We start from the raw sequence: 20,800 nt of genomic DNA, 5'->3' as shown, positions 1-20,800 counted from the left end.
ATTGCAGCAGGTTACAACGCTGGTCGCTTCGGGCTTGACCGCTGGGTAGTACCGTTTATTCGTAGAACAACTGTGAAAGGTAACAATACAGCGAACCAAACCGTGTAACGGAAAAGCCCTTCACTCCAGATTTCTATCCGGATTGAAGGGCTTTTTTAAGGTTTCAGCTAATTTTAACTGTTAAAGTTTTTTGCCTAATTTCTTGTTCGTTAAATAAGTCCTGTAAGCGAATACAATCCAATGATAAAGAAAGTAGCAATAGTCTTAATAACCGTAACGGCAAAAATATCACGGTAGGATTGCTTATGGGTCAAACCACAAATAGCAAGCAAGGTGATAACCGCACCGTTATGCGGCAGGGAATCCATACCTCCGGAAGCCATCGCGGTAATCCGGTGCATAACCTCCATCGGAATCCCGTGTGCTTGTGCCGCTTGTACATACTTTTCACCCATCGCACTCAGCGCAATCCCCATACCGCCGGATGCAGAACCCGTAACCCCCGCCAAAACGTTTGTGGTTACAGCACTGTTAACTAGCGGGTTTGTAAAGGTGTGGGAAATACCGTCACGAACGACGCCGAAGCCAGGAAGGGAGGAAATGATGCCCCCGAAACCATATTCGGAACCAGTGTTCATCGCTGCAAGCAACGCACCGCCAATACTAGCATTAAGACCGGTTTTGAAATCAACCTTTACAGCTTTGAAGTTAAATAGAAGCGTGGCGGCAATACCCATGACAAGGGCAAGTTCTACAGACCAAATTCCAAGAACTGCACTGGTCTCAACCTTTCCGAACTGTTCAAGACCAATTTTTGAAAAATCAAAACCATTTGGATACCATTTTGGAATCATGACGGTAAAGAATTTATTCATAACACCCACCAAGATCAGCGGAACAAACGCAAGAATCTGACGAAGAGTGCTTATTTTTCCAGTGCTAATGGACGGCATTGACGCAGGTTGAAGTGCTTCGGCAGCTGCTGCCATTTCTTCCTGCGCACTTCCAAACCCAAAATAGCCTTCCCCGGATTTTGCCGCTTTTCTCCGACGTGACTCCAAATAAAGCATGCCAAGAGTAAAAACAAAAATGGCACCAATAATCCCCAGTACTGGAGCAGCATAAATATCGGTTTTAAAGAAAGACGTTGGAATAACGTTTTGAATTTGTGGTGTTCCCGGAAGGGCATCCATCGTGAATGAAAGTGACCCCAATGCTATCGTTCCCGGAATTAACCTTTTCGGAATATTGGACTCCTGGAACAGCTTGGCCGCAAATGGATAAGCAGCAAAAGCAACTACGAATAAGCTGACACCACTATACGTTAAAATCGAACATAAAAGGACAATTGCAAGCATCGAACGTTTTGGACCGACTAATCTGACAATCGTTTTGGCAATTGATTCAGCAAGTCCGGACATTTCTACTACCTTACCAAATATTGCCCCTAATAAAAAGACTGGAAAATAGTTCTTAATGAAATCTACCATTTTTACCATAAAGATATTGGAGAAAAACGGCAACACATGGCCCGGATCTGTCAAGAGGACGGCAAACAGGGCACAGATTGGAGCAAATAAGATGACGGAAAATCCGCGGTAAGCAATAAACATAAGGAAACCTAATGCTAGTAAAATAACAATTAGTTCCATAAAAAGCCTCCTTGTGATGTGGTTTTACCGGGTGGGGAAATGCTCCACCCGGATTTTCGTTAAATGATAAGTGCTTAATTTTTTACTAGTTGTTTTCCATAACGGCGAACACGTAACAGCGCTTGTTCACGGTGTCCGGCAAAGTTCTCCAAATCGCAAAGGCGCTCTGCGTATTCCCCAATCAAGGCACTTGCATCTGCTGTTTTTACTTCTTGATATGTACAGGTCTTTAGGAATTTCCCAACCCAAAGTCCGCCTGTATAACGGCCTGCACCCTTTGTAGGAAGCGTATGGTTGGTTCCAATCACCTTATCCCCATAGGCCACATTTGTCATCGGCCCCAAGAACAGCGCACCATAATTGGTCATGTTTTCAAGGAAGTAGCGCGGATCTTCTGTCAATATTTCCACATGTTCATAAGCAAGTCTATCTGCTTCTACAACTGCTTCCTCAAGGCTGTCGACCACGATAATTTTTCCATACTCCTCCCAGGCAGCACGCGCCACATCGGCTGTTTTCAATGTCTCAAGCTGACGTTCGATTTCTTTAACCGTTGCAAGCGCAAGCTCTTCTGATGTTGTGATTAAGGCAGCCGGAGAAGTTGGTCCATGTTCTGCCTGACCAAGAAGGTCGGTCGCCACAATTTCTGCATCCGATGTTTCATCGGCGATGACTAATACTTCTGTTGGGCCTGCAAGAAGATCGATTCCAACACGTCCAAATAACTGGCGCTTTGCTTCGGCCACAAATGCGTTACCAGGACCCACAAGCATATCGACCGGTGCAATCGTTTCTGTTCCGACCGCCATCCCAGCCATTGCCTGCACCCCGCCAAGCAAATAAATATCATCGGCTCCTGCAAGTGCCATTGCTGCAATCGTTGCAGCAGGAACTTCTCCATTAATTGGAGGCGTGCAGGCAATTACCCGTTTAACCCCTGCTACTTTGGCCGTTAATACACTCATATGGGCGGATGCAACCATTGGATATCTGCCACCAGGAATATAGCAGCCTACACTGTTAACCGGAATATTTTTGTGTCCCAAAAAGACGCCCGGTATAGTTTCCACTTCGATATCAAGCAAGGCTGCCTTTTGTGCTTCAGCGAAGCGGCGAATTTGTGCTTGAGCAAATTTGATATCTTCAATGGTTTGTTCCGGAACACTATTCATAATTTCATCAATCTGTTCCTTTGACAGTTTAAAACTCTCAGGAGACCACTTATCAAATTTTTCCGAGTAAGAGCGAACGGCAGCATCTCCATTTGCTTCCACATCATCCAAAATGCTTTTAACGGTTTCCGAAACCTGTGCAGCTTGAATCGCTAGTTCTTCTTTTGTTTTTCCAGCTTTCAATACTTTTGCCATGTTGTTCTCCTCCTATAGGTTGAATACCGAACTGAGTGGTTCCTTTGACAAGTTTTAAAAGTTCTAATAAGACATGATGCCAAAAGAATCACCCCGTTCTGCTGCATTTAAAGACTCTATGAAAAAAGTAACCTAGTAACGTGCAGTAAGCATTTTCTTGCGCGTGTAAAATTCAACGCCATCTTTACCGTTTGCATGTAAATCACCATAGAATGACTTCTTATACCCTGAGAATGGGAAGAAGGCCATTGGAGCTGGAACCCCCATGTTTACCCCAAGCATGCCAGCATCAATCGTATCACGGAATTGTCGAACTGCTTTTGCACTATCAGTAAACAAGCAAGCGCCATTGGCAAAATCGGACTGGTTAGTAATTTGAATCGCTTCTGTTAAATCATTGGCGCGAACAATGGAAAGAACCGGTGCAAAAATTTCATCCTTCCAGATTTTCATCTCTGTTGTTACTCCATCAAAAATGGTTGGCCCAACAAAATAACCCTCGCCGGAAACAGCTGCATCAGTGCGTCCGTCGCGAATCAATTGAGCACCCTCTTTTTCTCCGATTTCAATGTAATTTAATGTACGGTCTTTATGGGCATCACGGATAACCGGACCAAGGAACACGCCTTTGTCTAATCCGTTACCAATTTGTAATTCCTCTGCCGCTTTAACAAGACGGGAAACAAGTTCATCCGCAACATCACCAACTGCTACAACAACTGAACAAGCCATGCAGCGCTCGCCGGCTGAACCGAATGCAGCCCCAATAATATTTGTAACCGCAAGATCAAGATTGGCATCTGGAAGAACAATTGTATGATTTTTAGCACCTGCTAATGCTTGAACGCGTTTGCCATTAGCGGCAGCTGTTTTGTAAATATATTCTGCAACCGGCTGGGAACCAACAAAGGAAACAGCCTTAACATCTGGGTTCTCAAGGATGCCGTTTACGACGTCATGGGCACCATGGACAATATTAAGAACACCATCAGGAAGACCTGCTTCTTTAAATAATTCAACTAAGCGGTTTGCTAGCAATGGAGTGCGTTCAGATGGTTTTAAAATAAATGTATTTCCGCATGCAATCGCAAGCGGGAACATCCAGCATGGCACCATCATTGGGAAGTTAAAAGGAGTAATACCTCCGATTACACCAATAGGATAACGATACATACCGGATTCAATTCCTGTTGCAATATCAGGAAGCTGGCTGCCCATCATTAAAGTTGGAACGCCGGCAGCAAATTCCACACATTCAATTCCGCGCAAAACCTCTCCGTATGCCTCATCATAGTTTTTTCCATTCTCCAAAACCACCAGGCGGGCAAGTTCGTCCCAATGCTCGACAAGAAGCTGTTGATAACGGAATAGGATGCGGGCCCGTTTTGGAACAGCAACATCCTTCCATGTTTCAAATGCTTGATTCGCAACTTCTACTGCTCTGTCCAGATCCTCACGATTGGAAAGAGGAACATTAGCTAAGATTTCACCTGTTGCGGGATTTGGTACCGCTTCTGTTTTGGAGGATAAAGAGTCTACCCACTGGCCGCCAATAAAGTTTTTTAATGTTTTTACCTCTGTTGTAATCATGATCATCTACTCCTTTTCTTATGAATGAACTGTTGTTTTATTTACACTAAAGTCATAGTTAAAGCATTTCTGATAAAGCTCCACAATCTCTTCATGGCTTGGAACGCGAGGATTGTTTCCAGGGCTTCCGCTTGCAATGGCATCGTTAGCCATTTTTGAAATAACCTGATCAAATTTTCCTTTGTCCAAACCATAGGTCTCCATGTTCGGGATGTCTAAATCACGGCACAGATTCTTAATCTCGTGGACAGTTACATCAGCAAGTTCTTCCTCTGACAGCACTGCCAAATCTGGCCGAAGAATCCGCCCAATGACAGCAAGACGTTCTACTGCACTCTCCTTCGTAAATTCAAGGACGGCCGGGAGCAACATCGCATTGGATACTCCATGCGGAACATGGAACAAAGCCCCGATTGGACGCGACATTCCATGGACAAGCGTGACGGAGGCATTGGTAAAGGCCAGGCCTGCCTGCATGGAAGCTAATGACATCGCTTCCCTCGCCTCACGGTCTTTTCCGTTTATGTATGCTGAACGTAAATTTTTCACAATTAATTCAATGGCAGAAAGAGCAAAATTATCTGTCATTGGTTGGGATAGACGTGAGATATAGGCTTCGATTGCATGGCATAATGCATCAACGCCGGTTGCAGCTGTAACCTTTGACGGTGCCGAATAGGTCAAAATTGGATCCACAATCGCAACCTCTGGGATGAATGCCGGGTGTTTAATCATCATTTTCACATCGTCTTTTGTATTGTTGATAACGGTTACAGAAGTAACTTCAGAACCTGTACCTGATGTAGTTGGGATGGCAATCAAAGGAAGTGGTGCATTTTCAACTTTCTTTTTCCCACCCATATAGTCACCAATGTATCCTCCATTTGTAGCAACGACCACCACTGCCTTAGCTGCATCAATACAGCTGCCACCGCCGACTGCCACTACCACATCGCATTGCTGTTCCTGACAAAGTGTTAACGCTTCTGCTACATATGTGTCTGTTGGTTCGGAGTTCACTTCCAAATAACATTCATAAGCCATTCCTGCTTCTTCGAGTAATTGCCGGCAACTCTCGACCACGCCGATTTGATTCATAATGTTATCGCTGACAATCAAGGCTTTTTTTCCTAATAAGGCTGCCTGCTCTCCAAGCTTTGTCAACGAATCTTCTCCATAAAAAACGGTTTTAGGCATCCGAAATTCTGCAAACCCTTTCAAAACTTTTCCCTCCTTTTTGCTACACACTCTTATATATGCAATTAGCGTGCCAACTAAAAAAAGGCGGAAATAACAACACTTTGCTTTTTGTGGTGTCCGGATAACCATACATATGTGTGCGTTTTGTGTACGATCAATTGTACGATTTATCAAACAATTCGTGTTTTTTTAACTTTTCGTACAATGTAGAACGTTGGATTCCTAAGATTCTGGCTGCCTTCGCTTTATTTCCGTTGGTTTCAATCAGTGTTTGAATGAGGAGTTCTTTTTCACGCTCTTGTGCTTTTTCTTTTACATTGGTTAATAGATTTTGACCCGTTGATGTTGGTATATTTGGGACAACATCTTGCTCCGCTGATTTTGGCAGGTTTGGGACAGTTGGAGGGCTTTCTTTTTTTTCAAAAAATTTAGGTGCCAGCTCATGCACATCAATATAATGAGAGTCGGACAAACTGACGAGCATTTCCACTGTGTTGACCAGCTCGCGAATGTTTCCCGGCCAGGAATATTTCACTAAAGCTTCGATAACTTCCTTAGAAAACAGCTTTTGCCCAAGGCCAAAACGCTCACTAAAGTGATGCAGATGATGCATTAGCAGCTCCGGTATATCTTCACGCCGTTCCCTTAGCGGAGGAATCTCGAGACGGATGATGTTCAAACGATAATAAAGGTCTTCTCGGAAACTGCCATCCTGAATCATTTGTTCTAGATAACGATTAGTTGCTGCTACGATTCTGACATCTACAGGATGCTTGACAATTCCACCGACCCGTTCGACTTCCCGGTCCTGGAGAACCCGCAGGATTTTGGACTGCATCAGTGCTGGCATGTCACCGATTTCATCAAGAAATAAAGTCCCTTTATGTGCAAGTTCAAACTTGCCGGGCTTTCCGCCCTTTTTTGCACCTGTAAAAGCACCGTCCTCATACCCGAACAGTTCCGCTTCCAAAAGGTGTTCTGGGATAGCCGCACAATTGACACTAATAAAAGGGCCTTCTGCATATGGGCTGGACCGATGGATGGCGTTTGCAAACAGTTCCTTTCCTGTACCGCTTTCTCCAGTAATTAGTACTGTTGACGGTGTATTCGCCGCTTTGCGGGCAACTTTTTTAACGGCTTGAATTTTGGGGCTCTGTCCAATAATTTGGTCAAACGCACAATGTATTTTTCCTTGAGAATGATCGATGAAAGGGGGATCCGTAATTTGCCTTGACAACTCTTGCATACGTCCAAGAATATTGTAAAGCTCGGTAACCCCTTGAAAAATCAGAAGGCCAATTGCCCCGACCACTTTTTCATCCTTCCAGATGGGGATCCGATGGACAACCATATCCTGGCCTTGGATCCGTTGAATATATCCCCTTTCTTCGATTCCTGTTTGCAAAACTACCTGCAAACGGGTATTCTCGATGATCCCGGTGACAGGTTTGCCAATCACATCTTCGCGTTTCTTGCCAAGAAAGCGGCTATATGCCTCATTAAATTCGCGAATGATTCCATGTTGATCCACTACGACGATTCCTTCATAGGCACTCTCTAAAATGGTCCTTAGGGTTTCGGTAATGTGGAGGGTCTCCTGAAGCTTGTCCAGGTGCGCGGCATATGAATGAAGGATATCGGTTCGGGTGAGAATTCCAACAATCCTCCCATCATGATCGACAACAGGCAGACGCCCGACTGGAAGCTCATACGCCTTTTTGATTGAATCATCTATATGGATCGTGACAACCGCCCGGGTCATCACATGTGAAATAGTACAATCTGGTGTAAGCCCTTCCATAAGACAACTCAGAATCCTTGATTTGGTAATGGATCCAATCACCCGAGACTCTTCATCCACGACCGGCAGCCCGTCAATTCCCTTTGATTCAAGTATTAACACGGCTTCTTTAATGGTTTGGCGCGGAAATACCGTAACAGGGTTAGGTGTCATCCATTCCCATACTAGCTGATTTGTTTTAATTTCTTTTAAGCGCTTACGCTTCATCTCATAATCGATTAACATATTTGCTCCCCACCTATAAAAATTAAATAATACAAAAATTGTACACTATTTTTTTACAAGTTTGAATATTTTTAAACATTTTCCAAACACTTTCCGAACACATCCCCACATTATACGGTGACAGGCACCAACCGTGATCAAAATAATCAAATTGTTCATGTATCCGAGTGTTGACATCAACCAGATTTTGTAGACTCCCAAACCTCGTTAATAATTTGTTCAAACCTTTATTACAGATTTGTGAAACAGTGAACAAAGAACTCCCATTTCAAGATAAACGGATTATAATAACAGTGTAATCAAGATATTAATAATACTTTTTCTAAAAGGGGTCTTTTATATGTTTAACAAATTTTTAAGAGAGAACAAAGTCGCTGCTGCCTTTCTTACAGTCATTCGCTTATATCTTGGATATGAATGGATGATGGCTGGTCTTCACAAACTTACAGGTGGATTTGATGCTTCTGGCTTTCTGAAAGGTGCAATTGCTAACCCTGTCAAAGGTCCAGATGGAAGTATCGTCTATGCCACATATGTTGGATTCTTAAAACATTTTGCACTTCCAAACGCGGACCTTTTCAATACCATGATTCCATTAGGTGAGTTCCTTGTTGGTTTAGGATTGATTCTAGGTTGCTTAACAACTGCCGCTGTATTCTTTGCTTTAGTTATGAACTTCGCTTATGTTATGGCCGGAACTGTTTCTAGCAACCCATTAGATATTTTACTTGGTGTCATGATCATTGCAGCAGGTTACAACGCAGGCCGCTTCGGACTTGACCGCTGGGTGGTACCGTTTATTCGTAGAACAACTGTGAAAGGACATAAAGCGGCAAACCACGCCGTATAACGAAAAAGCACATCATTCCTGACTTGGAATGATGTGCTTTTTTCACTGAAATATTTAATTTTACAGTTTGCTTCTGCTCCATAGGTTTCTTTAAATTCAAAGCCCTATTGGTCTATCTAAAACGTTATTGAAGCTTTTCTAGCCGTTTGTTTACATCCTCATCAAATTGTTCTTTACTTTTCCCCACAATCTCCAAAGTCGCCTGAATGAGATGAGTCCCTCCAGACAGTTAAAATTCGCTTGTTCAACAATTCCTCCCTTATGAAAAGGGCTGAAACCAGCCCTTTTCTATTCAAGATATCGTTTTTGCTCCTCTTCCATCTCTCTCTCAAGTTGTGCCAAAGACTCTAATTCTTCCAATTCATCACTAGTATACTGGGGCTCGATTCCTTGGTGGATTTGATCTAAATGATTGGCCTCTAGTTTTAACCAAGAAAACCCATGTTGGATAATAATTTTCGGTGCACCAAGATCTAATAACCGTTTTGAACGTCTAAATCGAGCACAAACCGTCCACCATTTAGGATATTTTTTTTCAAAGTCTGCTTCATCTTCCTTCAAGGAGGCTCTGTATAAAAACAGATTTTCTTCCAAGTGCTTCATTAACTCTACCGCTTCATCAAGGTGCATGTTCTGTTCCACTATTTCGTAACAATGATTAGCTAAACGAACAATTTCCTGAAGAAAATGAACATGATTTTCCTGTATTTTTAACGTGTCCATATCTCTAATTCTGTAGAGTACCTCCGCCAGTTCCTCTAAGTCATATTTTCCTTTAAGTCTATCCACATGTTTATACGGTATATTGCGGTAGCCTACCTCAATTCCCTTGAGCCCTCCGGCAATGGCTGCAATCGTATCGCTATCATCTCCCATATTGACAGCACCAGTAATGACGTCAATAAAAGTTTCCTTAATAAGCAGCCAGTAGAATACCCATTTTAGTGTGTTCACCACATAACCATTCGGATGGCATTCCGGTTCATGACGATAATCTATGTCATACCTGGTGTCATTAATTTCCGCTAGTATGGAAGCTTTCAAGTCTTCACCTTGTAGAAGTCGTCTCGCAATATGATTATAAATTATGCATGCCTCTGAGGCTGAATCCTCATAGTGGGTCATTTTTGATTGTGCCACCGACACCTCATCCATTTTTTCTGGATTTGAATAAGCGAATGCAATCGGTATGCATCTCATGAGGGTGCCGTTTCCACCACTTTGACCAAGTTGATGATGTGTAGCTTCGGCCGCTTTGAACCAATCGCCCTGATAGTTCATGAAAGTGGTAGAAATCGTAATCCCGATATCTTTGGGATTAGAAGCTTTCCATTTTAAAAATTGCTTGCCGATTTCCTCGATTGGATTGTTAGAATTGGCGATAATTCCTTTGGCAACGGCAACTGTCATGTCCGTATCATCAGATGTTTCACCGCATTCAAAGCCAAACACTCCACCACCTAGGATTTCCGTTACGACCCCATATTTCTCTTTAATTTCTTCTGAAGTCATAAATTCGGTTGCGACACCCATGGCATCGCCAATGGCAAAACCAATCAAACCGCCCTTTATTTTGTCTAGCATGGACAACACCCCCTTAATTTTCCAAAAAGTAATCTTTTATAAAAAATCACCTAATACTTTATTATTATTCTTAAGAAAAAGGCTAAAATGTTAAATACTTGGCTCCAACCTTTGCTTCCAATTATTAAAAGAATCTATTACGGTTAATATCAATTCCTTTATTTGTTCATTACTGTTAAACGCTCCTCTTGGAGTGCGCAAAAAATTATGCAACAAAAGGACTTTTCGGTAGGCACCCTCATGTTCCCATATATAGCATGTATATTTTTCAGTCCTTTTATCAAGCACTTTGTGAAATTCTCCTTTAAGCAGTTTGTTCTCAATAAATATCTCTAAGGCTGCACTTGCACCTTTTCCATTAGCAATCAACCAGCCATTTGAATCCAGTTTATTAAAGATGATGGTAAGCAACGCGTTTAAATATTGTTTATATTCATTTACCTCTTGGAATAGTTTTTGTAGATTCTTTTCATTCAATGTTCCAATTTTAGATGAATGAAATGGGATTAATTCCCCAACTAATAATGGGTCCTTTTCTACATTTATATTGAACCTTTCTAATCGTTCCTGTTTATTCCTGCAGCCTTTTACGAACTCAGGCCATGTTACCAGTCTACCGTTTTTCAATGATTGCATTAATACAGTTAGGTTTCTATAAAAGTTACCAATATCATGTTCGTTTCTGTTAATCGTTGTGTAAAATGTGGCATATTGATTCCATGTCCCACCCGCGTATTTCTTTTCTTGGATTGTTATATCGTTCTTTAAAAACAACTTGGGATTAAGCCCTAAAATCGCAAAAGCTAGAGGCTGACTTTTCTCGTTCGTACTAGCAAACGGAACTGGAGGAATTAAATAACTTTTTTCTTCATAGGTCATTTCAGTATGAAACATTTCTTCTTCCTTGGTTACCTTTAAAACATCATTAAAGCGCTGGCAAAGTGAATGAAATGGCACCTGGTAATCTCCCACTAACCCACCCGGTTGCTGATCTATCAAAATACTAATTAATTTCAAAAAATCTTGTTTCATTTTTATACCCCCTATTAAAATGGTTAAATGACTCAAAAGCAATTTATAAACTAAGATAAAAAATTCACCTCATCTCCTTTATACAATCCCTAAGCAACAAAATAAGTAGCTCAAGCGTAATACAATGAATTTATTAATCTTAAAGGAGTGGATCTTCATGAGTGGATGGAACAAAGACCAAGAAGTATGCGCGTCCTGCCGATATTGGTCAGGAAAGAGAGAAATTGACTTTACGGCCTCTCATTTCTATGTATTGGAACAAGAGGCAACATGTCAAAAACCTTCTGGCCCATTTCACGGTGTGATCATGGGTGAGGGCTCCTATTGTCCGAAATGGGATGCGTTTGATAACCGCAATAACTAAGCCTCAAGAACGGCCGTCATTCCGGCCGTTCAATCTTAAACTTTACTAGCTTCATAGTACATATGATACATTTCACCAATAAGCTTTTTCACATTTTCACGAAGCTCGAGGGGCTCTAGTACTTCGACATATGGGCCTTGCTGTAAGATCCATAATTCAATTCCCATTATTCCAAGCACTTCAAGGCGTGCCTCGTACCATTCCGAATCGTTAGTTGGGCTTATTGAAACATCCGGAAATTTCCTTTTCAAAAATGAAAGATTAGATCGGGCAACTTTTAACCTCACTGTTTGAGGATCCCCGCCATACATATTTACTGCTTTTAGAATATATTCACCCACCTTTAAGTCAGAAGTCAGCGAGGAAAACCTTTGATTGGTAATGGAGCAACCTTCCATCCGATCCAACTGCCACGTTCTAGGATCCTTATCTTCATGCCCCTTCATGGATGCGAGCAAATAAAACTTTCCATCATGATAACTAATCGTATACGGAATGACTTCCCGTTCATTTGTAATTCCCGCATTATTGGTATACGTGAATTTTATAATCTTCCTTTCGGAAATCGCCTGAAAACATAAATAAAATAGCTCAAATAAATTTTGCTCCTGAACCGGCTTATAATGATAAAGATAGCTTTGGAAAAATTCCCTTAATTTAATCTGTTCCACATTGGAAAAAAGACCAATCATTTTGTCTGAAAAGATCTTCAACTCTTCTTTATTTAAAGCACGGGAACCGTAAAGAAATAATAGAACAATAAGGGCATCATCAATGGTAAAATAATCACCCTTCACGTTTAATTCATAACCTTTTTTAGCACGTACATAGTTTATTTCTTTATTGCTATATTGATAAAACTCTCGAAGTGCACTAATGTCTCTTTGAATTTGTGGATTTTTTACGTTAAATTCCTTTGTTGCATTTTCCATATGGATGATTTCATTTCTTTCCAACATTTTAAGGATTTCTAATACTCGCTGTTGCGCATTATATTTTTTGGGTTTCAACTTGTTCTGTTTCCTGCCCTTTGCTACGGAGATCATATCAAAGAAGGACCGATGGAAGCTCTCCATTTCGTACTTTGTCCAATTATGGGATTCCAGTAAATGGACCGCCGCATCCCAAGAATAAACCTTCTCTGAAATCTCTATCTGTCCATCGCTTCCCTCAATTTCAAGCCAATATTCACTTTTACTTTTGACCGAGTTAACTTGAAGAGAATAAATCCAACCTTCTTTTTTAAAGCTATAAACTCTTGTGGGCTCCAACATGGGCAGCCCTCCCTTTCTAAAAATGATCCATAAAGAATGGAAAACTTCTTTATTTTTATAAAAATCTATTAAACTTTAACAACCACTCTATTTGTAGCCTGCCAATTTGCCATTTCCTCCGGCCAGCATTACATAGCAAACCTGTGGAAGAAACTTGGCGGTAAAACCGTTAAACAAACGTACAAAGTCCTTAAGTAAGGGAAGCATTTTAATGTTCCCCTACTTTTGTCTTATATAAAATTTCTACAAATAGGACTTTTTCCCTTCAAAACTATAACTCTTTTTCCAATAAACTACAAATTCCTGAAATATTCCCCTGGAGAATATGCGCATAAATCTCATGCTGTTCCGGTGAATCTTCATTAATATAGATAATTGGAATATGATAAGAATTCGCAAGCATTGGCAACTGATTGATGGGGGATACCTGTAAGGAGGAGTTAAAGCAATGGATAAGAAGATCATTGATGAATTAGTAAAAAAAGCGTTTGAAAAATATAATAGAGAAAGCGACCCGGGGATTGATATTAAAGCTTTAAACACCTTGAACGATTTTCATAGCTTTATTGAAAAATGGTATGGAAATCCGGAGGACGTTACGGGTTTGGAGTTTAGTAAAGATTTTCTTACTGGTCGTCATATGGACGCAATTGCTGCAAAGGGCGCAGCTCCAGCTAGAATAGAAGTTTTTAACGACCTTATGACCAGAAAAGAAGCAAAAGAGAAGATCGCAGAATTATTTAGTTTAAGAAGAGACCACTTAAACGATAAGAACATTGTCAATAAAATTTCTAATGTGAAATTTATTGAGTATGTTGTGAATCACCCGGATCGTGAAGGTTCAAGGCCGATTCTCTATACCAATAGATTTCTTCTATCTATCTTCATTGAGATGATGACTTCGATCGCCAATCAAGAGCATTTAAAAGAAACCGCTAAACTGTTAGGAATAGCTCCAAGAGGAGTTCCTTTTGAAAAATTACAGGTTCAAGTAAGACAAATAGTGGAAGACTCTTTAATCCGACAAGATTTAGGGAATGATTTAACGAAATTTACCCGGGCAGCAATCGCTTTCCATATAAGATAGGTTTGTATAATTATAGTTACATTACACCTTTAAAACCTAATATCCTTAAAAGGCCTAGAGAATCATTCTCCTAGGTCTTTTTTAAGGTACTGTCCTCCCTTTTATTGAAAATCTTATTTTTTTATAGTTCAGGGTTTAAAAAACCACTTATAAAAGGCTCTGGATACAAAAAACGAAAAACCCATGGCAATAAAGCTCCAGTACCAGTGCCATTTTTTATACGTAATAACACGAGTATATTTGACGCCGATCACCTCTAACGTACAAAGAACGGAACAGTAAAATAGATAATAAAGTACTTTAAAGCCTGATTTCTTTTGAGCAGGATAATATAGATTAAAAAGGACAGAAACGATTGGAAAGACAAAATGTTCAAAAGTAAAGCTGCCTTTATAGGATTTCTTAAAAAACATCCGCTTCGGATAAGCAATCCATCCCTTTTCAACCACAAATAAACCAGTAATCCAGGCATAAGATTGCTGAAATAATAGGATGAGGGCAGCCTGACGGATCTTTCTTTTAGGCGTTAAAAACAAAAGCAACAAAAAAGATACGATCAAAGAGGAAATAACTATTTTCTTTTCCTTCGACATAATTCGACCTCCCTCTCGCAGAAGTATATCCAAAAGGAAGAATATTATCCTAGAGATTCCACCGAGACTAAGGGTTCAAACTATCAATAATTTTCGACAAAATCCGGGCGGTGACAGGCACCACCCGAATTTTGTCGAACCTGAATATATTTCGCAATCCTAAATTCTATACTTTCCCACTCCCGCTGCAGTATAATAAACATGTGATTTGGGGTGTTTTTCCAATAGTAGTGGGAAGACTACTTTTGTTGTTGAGAAACAAATAAATGGTAAAGGAGAAAGTTCATATGAATTTTGTTACTTTAAATAATGGTGTTAAAATGCCGCAGCTTGGATTTGGTGTTTGGCAGGTTGAAAATAACCAAGCTACCACTGCCGTAGCGAAAGCACTTGAAGTCGGATATACATCTATTGATACAGCGATGATCTACAAAAATGAGGAAGGTGTGGGTAAAGCAATTAAGGAATCCTCTGTTCCCCGCGAAAACCTCTTTATTACAACAAAAGTGTGGAATAGCGACCAAGGCTATGATAATGCACTAAAAGCCTTTGACGAAAGCCTGGCAAGATTAGGCCTTGAGTATGTAGATTTATACTTGATTCACTGGCCTACCCCTAAATTCGATCAATACGTTGATACATACAAAGCTTTAGAAAAGCTCTATCATGATGGTCGTGTGAAAGCGATCGGTGTTTGTAATTTTGAAATTGAACACCTCGAGCGCCTCTTAAACGAATGTGAAGTAAAACCGGTATTAAACCAAGTAGAGTGCCATCCATACCTTTCTCAAAAAGAATTAAAAGATTTCTGTGCAAAACATGATATTTTTGTGGAAGCGTGGAGCCCGCTTGAACAGGGTGGGGAAGTGCTGAAGGATGAAGTAATTCTAAAAATTGCCGAAGCGCATAGCAAATCACCTGCACAAGTCGTGCTGCGCTGGCATTTACAAAACAACACGATTGTCATTCCAAAATCTGTTACTCCATCAAGAATCGAAGAGAACTTTAATGTATTTGATTTCGAACTAGCCGACGATGAAATGCAGCAAATTCATCAACTTAATCGCGATCGCCGCAGAGGTTCACATCCTAACGATATGCATGTGCGATAAGATTTCCACACAAAAAGCCCGTTCCAGCTTAATTACTGAAACGGGCTTTTTTTCGACAAAATTCGGGTGGTGACAGGCACCTGTCGAATTTGGGATTCCCCTATTCCTCATGTAACGCAAAATAAAGAATTTCCGTAATAGCTGCAACCGCACCTAAATGAGCATATTTTTCTTCCCAAAATTCTTGATCAAATTTTTGCATAAGACAACTCTCCCTTTTTTAATTTGCATCTCTACTCTCAATATCAACAAGAATGGCACTTTCTATTCAGTTACTTAATGAATTTTCCCAAAATTGATAATTAACCACTGATAAAAGAAATAGCCGAAAAATTACTGAGGCAAACATAGAAAAGCCCCGTTCCCGGTGATCCACGGAAATGGGGTTTTATAATTATTTGCAATAAAGACCTTTTAACAACAAGGATAGTGACTTGGGTAACAACAAGGATTGTAAGCAGGATAGCAGCAAGGGTTATACATCGGATAACAACACGGATTTTGCATTGGATAACAGCAATTTTGATAATACGGCACCATACATGGCTGCTGTTGTACTTGTGGAGCTATATAAGGTATATTGGGCGGAATATTTGAAGGCACCATATTTGGCACTACATTTGGCGCAATATTTGAAGGCATCACATTCGCCGGCGCCATCGGTAAATTCGGCATCACATTCGAACCTTGATAGGGCTTATTTTCCAAAATAATCTCTCCTCTTTAGATCAATTTCAACATAGTGTATGTGTCCAATAAGAGGGAGGAATAGACGCTTAACCCGCTTTAGCTAAGATTGCTCTTTTCGACAAAATTCGGGTGGTGACAGGCACCACCCGAATTTTGTCGAATCATTATTTCTTCGTAATCCCACTCACATCGATGAAAGGGGTGGCGCCGCCGGTGACGTTTGGCAGTTTGCCGTCCCATTTTTCGAGGGCTTTTTCTTGGACTTCGATTTGTTTGAGTTGGATGAGTTCTGGGGTTACTTCGAGTTTTTTGAGTTTTAAGGCTTGTGCTTCTGCTTGAGCTTGGGTGACTTGCTGCTGGGCTTCGATTTTGACTCGCTCTAAATCTCGTTTGGCCTTAAGGGCGTTTTGTTCCGCCGTTTGTTTGGCTTCAATGGCTTTATTGAATTCCTCGCTAAAAGCGAATTCCTTAATATTAATATCCTCTAGTTTCATATAATACTTCGTTAATTTTTTGCCAAGCATATCTTTCACTTCGGCTGAAACCTCGGGCCGTTTGGAAATAAGCTCTTCTGCCGTGTACTGTGCCGTAATTGCTTTGAGCGACTCCGCTATGGCAGGATCTACAATCCGGGAACGATAATCCAAGCCGATTTCTTGGTAAAGTTTATTGACTGCTTCGGGATCGACTGAATAATTGACCGCCACCTTGGTCGTGACAATCTGAAGATCCTTTGAAGCAGCAGATTGCGAGCTTTCTTCTTTTTGCACGCGAACTTCAATCTGTTGAACGGTTTGCATAAACGGAATCCTAAAATGTAGCCCTTCTGATAAAATCGTCGGCTTAACCGCACCGAATTGCAAAAGAACTCCTCGATTACCTGATGACACTGTCGTGAGGGAAGAAAACACTAGAATCAAGACCACAATCGCCACAAGACCGCCTACTATCGACTTTCTGTATTTCATTCCTTCGGCCCCCTCTTTTATTGGTCATTAAAATAATCTATGAGTGTCGATCCCTGTTTATGAAGGTTTTTAATTTTTTCGGGATTGTCCCAATAATTTCAAACCTCATCCCACTATCAATTTCCAAAACGGCCGAAAATAGATTATACTGGACTAACTACCCTATGTGAAAAAGGAGAATTTAACAATGACAGAAAACCAACAACCCGAAGCACCAAAAAAGAAGATCAGCCTGCAGGAGGCAATGAGGCAGCAGCTTGAAAACAAAAAGAACCAGAACTCTGCTGGGAATGGTAAGTCCACTGGCGATCTTTCCACGAAAAAAATGAAAAGCCAGCAAACAAAGAAACCTAGCAATACCCGCAGAAAAATGGGCGTTTAGTGTGGAATGAACGGACAAAACCGAAAAGACATATTGCCAGGATTGACGGTTGATATCGTTTTAAAAGCAGACCAAAGAACAGGAAAACTAACCAGAGGCATTGTAAAAGACATCCTCACCAAATCAGCCACCCATCCCCACGGAATCAAAGTAAGGCTGACAGACGGAAAAATTGGACGAGTCCAAGTTATTCACAACACATAAAAGCATTCAGGGCCAACACCTTGAATGCTTTTTATTTTCGACAAAATTCGGGTGGTGACAGGCACCACCCGAATTTTGTCGAATGAAATATTGATAATATCCCCAAAAATGGTGGCCGTTTTTCGTAATTGTGTTATATAATATTATCGATAAAGTAAAACTGTTATATAATAGACTGAACAAAAAAATGAAAAGAGGGTAATGGGTATGAACAAAACGGATTCAATTGCACGGAGAATTTTGGGATGGAAGTTAAATCGCTGGGATCGTTGGTATGATTATGAGAACCGTACTTTTATTCATGATTCCGATTTTCAGCCGGAGCATAACCTTGATCATGCGATGCGTATTGTGGAAAGACTAGAGCAGTTTGGGTATAAATTTACGACAAAAGACAATTCCGAGGCTTGCTTCAATGAAGTGCGCGGGACTGGGGTAACCTTGGCACAGGCGATTACGAATGCAGCCTATGCCATTATTGAAAATAACTCAGTGGTTAGCAGCTCAAGAGTATGGCAGAAATTATGCTAAGTCTTGGTTTTTGGAAGGAAATTTATCGGATTCCCCTAAGTAATTGTGTCCTTCATTGAGCATCGAAGGACACTTTTTCTTTCTTGCCAGCTTTTTTCCCCTCCCCTTTATTGCCTACCGAATTCTATACGACCTTGCTTTTTCGGGCGCTAAAAACCCCAAAACCTATTATTTTCCACCACTTCTTTTAACCATGAATATCCAATCTGTTTTCGACAAATTTCGGGTGATGACAGGCACCAAAACCACTTTTACATTGCCTTAATATTGTCAAATCTTAGTGGGTTATAGATTGATAGATGCTGATACAATGAAGGCAAGGAAGAGGAAATTGATTTTTCTAGGAGGATGATGGTAATGTTAACGATTTGCTCAAGAATTGTGGTTCCGTATGATCAATCTGAATTAAGTAAAAGGGCGTTGGAAACAGCGGTTACGATGGCCAAACAGGATGAAAAAATTGAAGTGAATGTGGTTACCGTTATTAATACACAAACAACTATTTATAACTATGTTAATTTTGACAGTGATCCAGTACGGCAGGCGCAACTGGCTGAAGCCAAAGAAATGCTCAATGAGGTAAAAGAAAAGCTTTCAGAACTGCCTAACAAGGTAAGAACCTTCATCATCGAAGGAAGCCCGGCCATGTCGATTGTCAATTTCATCGTAGAAGAAAACGCCGATCTTGTTGTAATGGGAAGCCGTGGATTGAGTGGATTAAAAGAGCTATTCCTCGGAAGCGTCAGCCATTACGTCGTCCAAAAATCTCCGTGCCCGGTATTTATCATTAAATAAGTGGATAGGTCGTCTGCTTCTGTTTAAAAAGTGAGTATTTTGGCGATGCTGATAGCAGAGAGCAGAATACAAAAATAGAAGTGGGGAACGGAGAAATGAGTAGAGATTTGACCAGTATTTATCATGAACTTACGGTTATGAAAACAATAGATTTAGAGGAATGTAACCGAGAGCTTCAGAAAAGCCATACCGAAACCGTAAAAAAGGCATTAATGGTCTATAAAACAGAGCTACTGGAATGTCTGGAAATGTATGACCATTATTTGAATAGTAGATAAGTTAAGAAAGAGGACCTTGTGTGATCTGAACCCAAAAAGTTAGACACAAATATTAGGCAGCTTCCTGGGCATGAATTCGGTATTCAACCGGACTCATGCCCTTTAATTTTGCCTTAATTCGTTTGTGATTGTAATAATGAATGTAATTATCTAATTCTAGTTTAAAATGCTCCATACTCTCAAATTCTCTGAGGTAAAGTAATTCACTCTTTAATAAGCCAAAGAAATTCTCCATTACTGCGTTATCTAGACAGTTACCTCTACGAGACATGCTTTGTGTAATTCCATGTCCTTTTAATGCATGTTGATACTGTTTCATCTGATAATGCCAGCCCTGATCAGAGTGAAGAATAGGGATATCCCCATCTTTTAATCTATTAAATGCCTTATCCAACATCTTAGAAACAAGTGGGTAAACTGGACGGTTTTCATAATTATACGCAATGATTTCGCCGTTATAAAGGTCGAGGACAGGCGAAAAATATAGTTTCTCCCCAAATAAGTGAAATTCCGTTACATCTGTTACCCATTTTTCATTAGGATTAGTTGCTTGAAAATCACGTTCTAAAATATTAGGAGCAATTTTGCCTACTTGTCCTCGGTATGAACGATACTTTTTCATACGGACAAGACATTTTAACCCTAGTTCCTTCATTAACCGACGAACTGTTTTGTGATTGAACAAATAGCCTTGATTACGCAGTTCCAATGTAATACGACGATAGCCATAACGACCTTGGTTTTCGTCAAAAATCTGTTGGATAACTCTCTTTACTTCGCTATATTTATCCGGTCGATTCATTTGTTTTACCCAGTAATAATATGTGCTTCGCGGGATATCAGCCACTTTTACTAAGTTAATTATTTTAAATTCATGCCTTAGCTCATAGATTACCTTCGCTTTGTCTTGTTCTGTAATCTTTCCTTTTCCTGAACTAAGGCATTCAACTTTTTTAAATAGGCATTTTCCATGCGTGAACGTTCAATTTCAGCGAGTAATGCTTCTTGTGATCCTTCAACTGGTTGAGTTTTCTTGATTTCTTTTTTCATGGATGGACGCCCTTTCATTTTCCGTTGGAGAGCGTCAATCCCTTGTGTTTCAAATAAATGTACCCAATTCCACACAGTGCCAGAGGCAGGAATATTAAATACTGTTGTAGCTTCCTCAATGGACGCTCCCATTTCATTTATATAATTAATTACGTCCATTTTAAACTCTAC

At 40.5% G+C, this 20,800-nt stretch carries 20 protein-coding genes and 1 pseudogene; 10 read left to right on the top strand and 11 right to left on the bottom strand.

Going from position 1 to position 20,800, the window contains the following annotated elements:
- Positions 1–209: 209 nt before the first annotated feature.
- The 5 genes from M028_RS0121900 to M028_RS0121880 all read right to left on the bottom strand — a co-directional run bounded on the left by M028_RS0121900 (position 210) and on the right by M028_RS0121880 (position 7,835).
- Positions 210–1,652 (bottom strand): GntP family permease, encoded by a 1,443-nt coding sequence (locus tag M028_RS0121900; protein ID WP_026575747.1) that lies wholly within the window; start codon positions 1,650–1,652, stop codon positions 210–212.
- Between the two features lie 74 nt (positions 1,653–1,726).
- Positions 1,727–3,019: a histidinol dehydrogenase gene (gene hisD, locus M028_RS0121895; protein WP_026575746.1), complete on the bottom strand. Its 1,293-nt coding sequence runs from the start codon at positions 3,017–3,019 to the stop codon at positions 1,727–1,729.
- Positions 3,020–3,151: 132 nt separating this feature from the next.
- On the bottom strand, positions 3,152–4,609 hold the full coding sequence (locus M028_RS0121890) for a CoA-acylating methylmalonate-semialdehyde dehydrogenase (RefSeq protein ID WP_442852798.1): 1,458 nt from the start codon (positions 4,607–4,609) through the stop codon (positions 3,152–3,154).
- Positions 4,610–4,627: 18 nt separating this feature from the next.
- Positions 4,628–5,806: an iron-containing alcohol dehydrogenase gene (locus tag M028_RS0121885; RefSeq protein WP_442852803.1), complete on the bottom strand. Its 1,179-nt coding sequence runs from the start codon at positions 5,804–5,806 to the stop codon at positions 4,628–4,630.
- A 157-nt stretch (positions 5,807–5,963) separates the two neighbouring features.
- Complete coding sequence (locus M028_RS0121880; RefSeq protein WP_035424525.1) at positions 5,964–7,835, bottom strand: sigma-54-dependent Fis family transcriptional regulator; 1,872 nt, start codon at positions 7,833–7,835, stop codon at positions 5,964–5,966.
- Between the two features lie 340 nt (positions 7,836–8,175).
- On the opposite strand from M028_RS0121880, the gene M028_RS0121875 reads away from it, so the two are divergent.
- Entirely contained in the window at positions 8,176–8,685 is a 510-nt protein-coding gene (locus tag M028_RS0121875) for a DoxX family protein (RefSeq protein ID WP_026575742.1), read from the top strand.
- 288 nt (positions 8,686–8,973) lie between these two features.
- Here the strand turns inward: M028_RS0121875 and M028_RS30755 are convergent, their stop codons facing one another.
- Both M028_RS30755 and M028_RS0121865 read right to left on the bottom strand, forming a co-directional pair.
- Positions 8,974–10,269: an ADP-ribosylglycohydrolase family protein gene (locus M028_RS30755; protein ID WP_081810847.1), complete on the bottom strand. Its 1,296-nt coding sequence runs from the start codon at positions 10,267–10,269 to the stop codon at positions 8,974–8,976.
- Positions 10,270–10,359: 90 nt separating this feature from the next.
- Positions 10,360–11,301: a hypothetical protein gene (locus tag M028_RS0121865; protein ID WP_026575741.1), complete on the bottom strand. Its 942-nt coding sequence runs from the start codon at positions 11,299–11,301 to the stop codon at positions 10,360–10,362.
- Positions 11,302–11,458: 157 nt separating this feature from the next.
- On the opposite strand from M028_RS0121865, the gene M028_RS0121860 reads away from it, so the two are divergent.
- Entirely contained in the window at positions 11,459–11,665 is a 207-nt protein-coding gene (locus tag M028_RS0121860) for a hypothetical protein (protein WP_026575740.1), read from the top strand.
- A 35-nt stretch (positions 11,666–11,700) separates the two neighbouring features.
- On the opposite strand, the gene M028_RS0121855 is transcribed toward M028_RS0121860, so the two are convergent.
- Positions 11,701–12,939 carry a helix-turn-helix transcriptional regulator gene (locus M028_RS0121855; protein ID WP_026575739.1) on the bottom strand — a complete coding sequence of 413 codons (1,239 nt, stop codon included), beginning with the start codon at positions 12,937–12,939 and terminating at the stop codon, positions 11,701–11,703.
- A 448-nt stretch (positions 12,940–13,387) separates the two neighbouring features.
- Here M028_RS0121855 and M028_RS0121845 point away from each other — a divergent pair, with 448 nt between their 5' ends.
- Positions 13,388–14,026 carry a hypothetical protein gene (locus M028_RS0121845; RefSeq protein WP_026575738.1) on the top strand — a complete coding sequence of 213 codons (639 nt, stop codon included), beginning with the start codon at positions 13,388–13,390 and terminating at the stop codon, positions 14,024–14,026.
- A gap of 128 nt (positions 14,027–14,154) precedes the next feature.
- Here the strand turns inward: M028_RS0121845 and M028_RS0121840 are convergent, their stop codons facing one another.
- Positions 14,155–14,619 carry a CBO0543 family protein gene (locus M028_RS0121840; RefSeq protein WP_026575737.1) on the bottom strand — a complete coding sequence of 155 codons (465 nt, stop codon included), beginning with the start codon at positions 14,617–14,619 and terminating at the stop codon, positions 14,155–14,157.
- A gap of 287 nt (positions 14,620–14,906) precedes the next feature.
- Between M028_RS0121840 and M028_RS0121835 the strand changes: the two genes are divergently transcribed.
- Together M028_RS0121835 and M028_RS0121825 are read left to right on the top strand one after the other, a co-directional pair.
- Entirely contained in the window at positions 14,907–15,731 is an 825-nt protein-coding gene (locus M028_RS0121835) for an aldo/keto reductase (protein ID WP_026575736.1), read from the top strand.
- Between the two features lie 434 nt (positions 15,732–16,165).
- Complete coding sequence (locus tag M028_RS0121825; protein ID WP_026575735.1) at positions 16,166–16,444, top strand: hypothetical protein; 279 nt, start codon at positions 16,166–16,168, stop codon at positions 16,442–16,444.
- A 141-nt stretch (positions 16,445–16,585) separates the two neighbouring features.
- Here the strand turns inward: M028_RS0121825 and M028_RS0121820 are convergent, their stop codons facing one another.
- Positions 16,586–17,389 carry a prohibitin family protein gene (locus M028_RS0121820; protein WP_051591190.1) on the bottom strand — a complete coding sequence of 268 codons (804 nt, stop codon included), beginning with the start codon at positions 17,387–17,389 and terminating at the stop codon, positions 16,586–16,588.
- Positions 17,390–17,576: 187 nt separating this feature from the next.
- Here M028_RS0121820 and M028_RS0121815 point away from each other — a divergent pair, with 187 nt between their 5' ends.
- The 5 genes from M028_RS0121815 to M028_RS0121795 all read left to right on the top strand — a co-directional run bounded on the left by M028_RS0121815 (position 17,577) and on the right by M028_RS0121795 (position 19,579).
- Complete coding sequence (locus M028_RS0121815; RefSeq protein WP_026575733.1) at positions 17,577–17,771, top strand: hypothetical protein; 195 nt, start codon at positions 17,577–17,579, stop codon at positions 17,769–17,771.
- Positions 17,772–17,777: 6 nt separating this feature from the next.
- Complete coding sequence (locus tag M028_RS0121810) at positions 17,778–17,975, top strand: YwbE family protein (RefSeq protein WP_026575732.1); 198 nt, start codon at positions 17,778–17,780, stop codon at positions 17,973–17,975.
- Between the two features lie 207 nt (positions 17,976–18,182).
- Positions 18,183–18,506, top strand: coding sequence for a BC1872 family protein (locus tag M028_RS0121805; RefSeq protein ID WP_026575731.1), 324 nt, complete (start codon positions 18,183–18,185; stop codon positions 18,504–18,506).
- A gap of 357 nt (positions 18,507–18,863) precedes the next feature.
- Complete coding sequence (locus tag M028_RS0121800) at positions 18,864–19,301, top strand: universal stress protein (protein WP_026575730.1); 438 nt, start codon at positions 18,864–18,866, stop codon at positions 19,299–19,301.
- 95 nt (positions 19,302–19,396) lie between these two features.
- Positions 19,397–19,579, top strand: a complete 183-nt coding sequence (locus M028_RS0121795; RefSeq protein WP_026575729.1) for a hypothetical protein — start codon at positions 19,397–19,399, stop codon at positions 19,577–19,579.
- Positions 19,580–19,631: 52 nt separating this feature from the next.
- Here the strand turns inward: M028_RS0121795 and M028_RS32330 are convergent.
- A pseudogene (locus M028_RS32330) lies at positions 19,632–20,800 on the bottom strand (IS3 family transposase); the annotation flags it as partial.

Origin of the sequence: Bacillus sp. UNC438CL73TsuS30 (assembly GCF_000482325.1) — a bacterium.
In the GTDB taxonomy this organism is placed as follows: Bacteria; Bacillota; Bacilli; order Bacillales; family Cytobacillaceae; genus Neobacillus.
This window is presented reverse-complemented; position numbering and strand designations above follow the sequence as displayed.

Excerpts from the sequence above, each read along its gene's own strand:
- M028_RS0121800 (WP_026575730.1), top strand. The coding sequence starts at position 18,864 with ATGTTAACGATTTGCTCAAGAATTGTGGTTCCGTATGATCAATCTGAA.
- M028_RS0121855 (WP_026575739.1), bottom strand. The coding sequence starts at position 12,939 with ATGTTGGAGCCCACAAGAGTTTATAGCTTTAAAAAAGAAGGTTGGATT.
- M028_RS0121890 (WP_442852798.1), bottom strand. The coding sequence starts at position 4,609 with ATGATTACAACAGAGGTAAAAACATTAAAAAACTTTATTGGCGGCCAG.
- M028_RS0121810 (WP_026575732.1), top strand. The coding sequence starts at position 17,778 with ATGAACGGACAAAACCGAAAAGACATATTGCCAGGATTGACGGTTGAT.
- M028_RS0121805 (WP_026575731.1), top strand. The coding sequence starts at position 18,183 with ATGAACAAAACGGATTCAATTGCACGGAGAATTTTGGGATGGAAGTTA.
- M028_RS0121900 (WP_026575747.1), bottom strand. The coding sequence starts at position 1,652 with ATGGAACTAATTGTTATTTTACTAGCATTAGGTTTCCTTATGTTTATT.
- M028_RS0121885 (WP_442852803.1), bottom strand. The coding sequence starts at position 5,806 with ATGCCTAAAACCGTTTTTTATGGAGAAGATTCGTTGACAAAGCTTGGA.
- M028_RS0121845 (WP_026575738.1), top strand. The coding sequence starts at position 13,388 with ATGGATAAGAAGATCATTGATGAATTAGTAAAAAAAGCGTTTGAAAAA.
- M028_RS0121815 (WP_026575733.1), top strand. The coding sequence starts at position 17,577 with ATGACAGAAAACCAACAACCCGAAGCACCAAAAAAGAAGATCAGCCTG.
- M028_RS30755 (WP_081810847.1), bottom strand. The coding sequence starts at position 10,269 with ATGCTAGACAAAATAAAGGGCGGTTTGATTGGTTTTGCCATTGGCGAT.
- M028_RS0121860 (WP_026575740.1), top strand. The coding sequence starts at position 11,459 with ATGAGTGGATGGAACAAAGACCAAGAAGTATGCGCGTCCTGCCGATAT.
- M028_RS0121865 (WP_026575741.1), bottom strand. The coding sequence starts at position 11,301 with ATGAAACAAGATTTTTTGAAATTAATTAGTATTTTGATAGATCAGCAA.
- M028_RS0121875 (WP_026575742.1), top strand. The coding sequence starts at position 8,176 with ATGTTTAACAAATTTTTAAGAGAGAACAAAGTCGCTGCTGCCTTTCTT.
- M028_RS0121795 (WP_026575729.1), top strand. The coding sequence starts at position 19,397 with ATGAGTAGAGATTTGACCAGTATTTATCATGAACTTACGGTTATGAAA.
- M028_RS0121840 (WP_026575737.1), bottom strand. The coding sequence starts at position 14,619 with ATGTCGAAGGAAAAGAAAATAGTTATTTCCTCTTTGATCGTATCTTTT.
- M028_RS0121835 (WP_026575736.1), top strand. The coding sequence starts at position 14,907 with ATGAATTTTGTTACTTTAAATAATGGTGTTAAAATGCCGCAGCTTGGA.
- M028_RS0121880 (WP_035424525.1), bottom strand. The coding sequence starts at position 7,835 with ATGTTAATCGATTATGAGATGAAGCGTAAGCGCTTAAAAGAAATTAAA.
- hisD (WP_026575746.1), bottom strand. The coding sequence starts at position 3,019 with ATGGCAAAAGTATTGAAAGCTGGAAAAACAAAAGAAGAACTAGCGATT.
- M028_RS0121820 (WP_051591190.1), bottom strand. The coding sequence starts at position 17,389 with ATGAAATACAGAAAGTCGATAGTAGGCGGTCTTGTGGCGATTGTGGTC.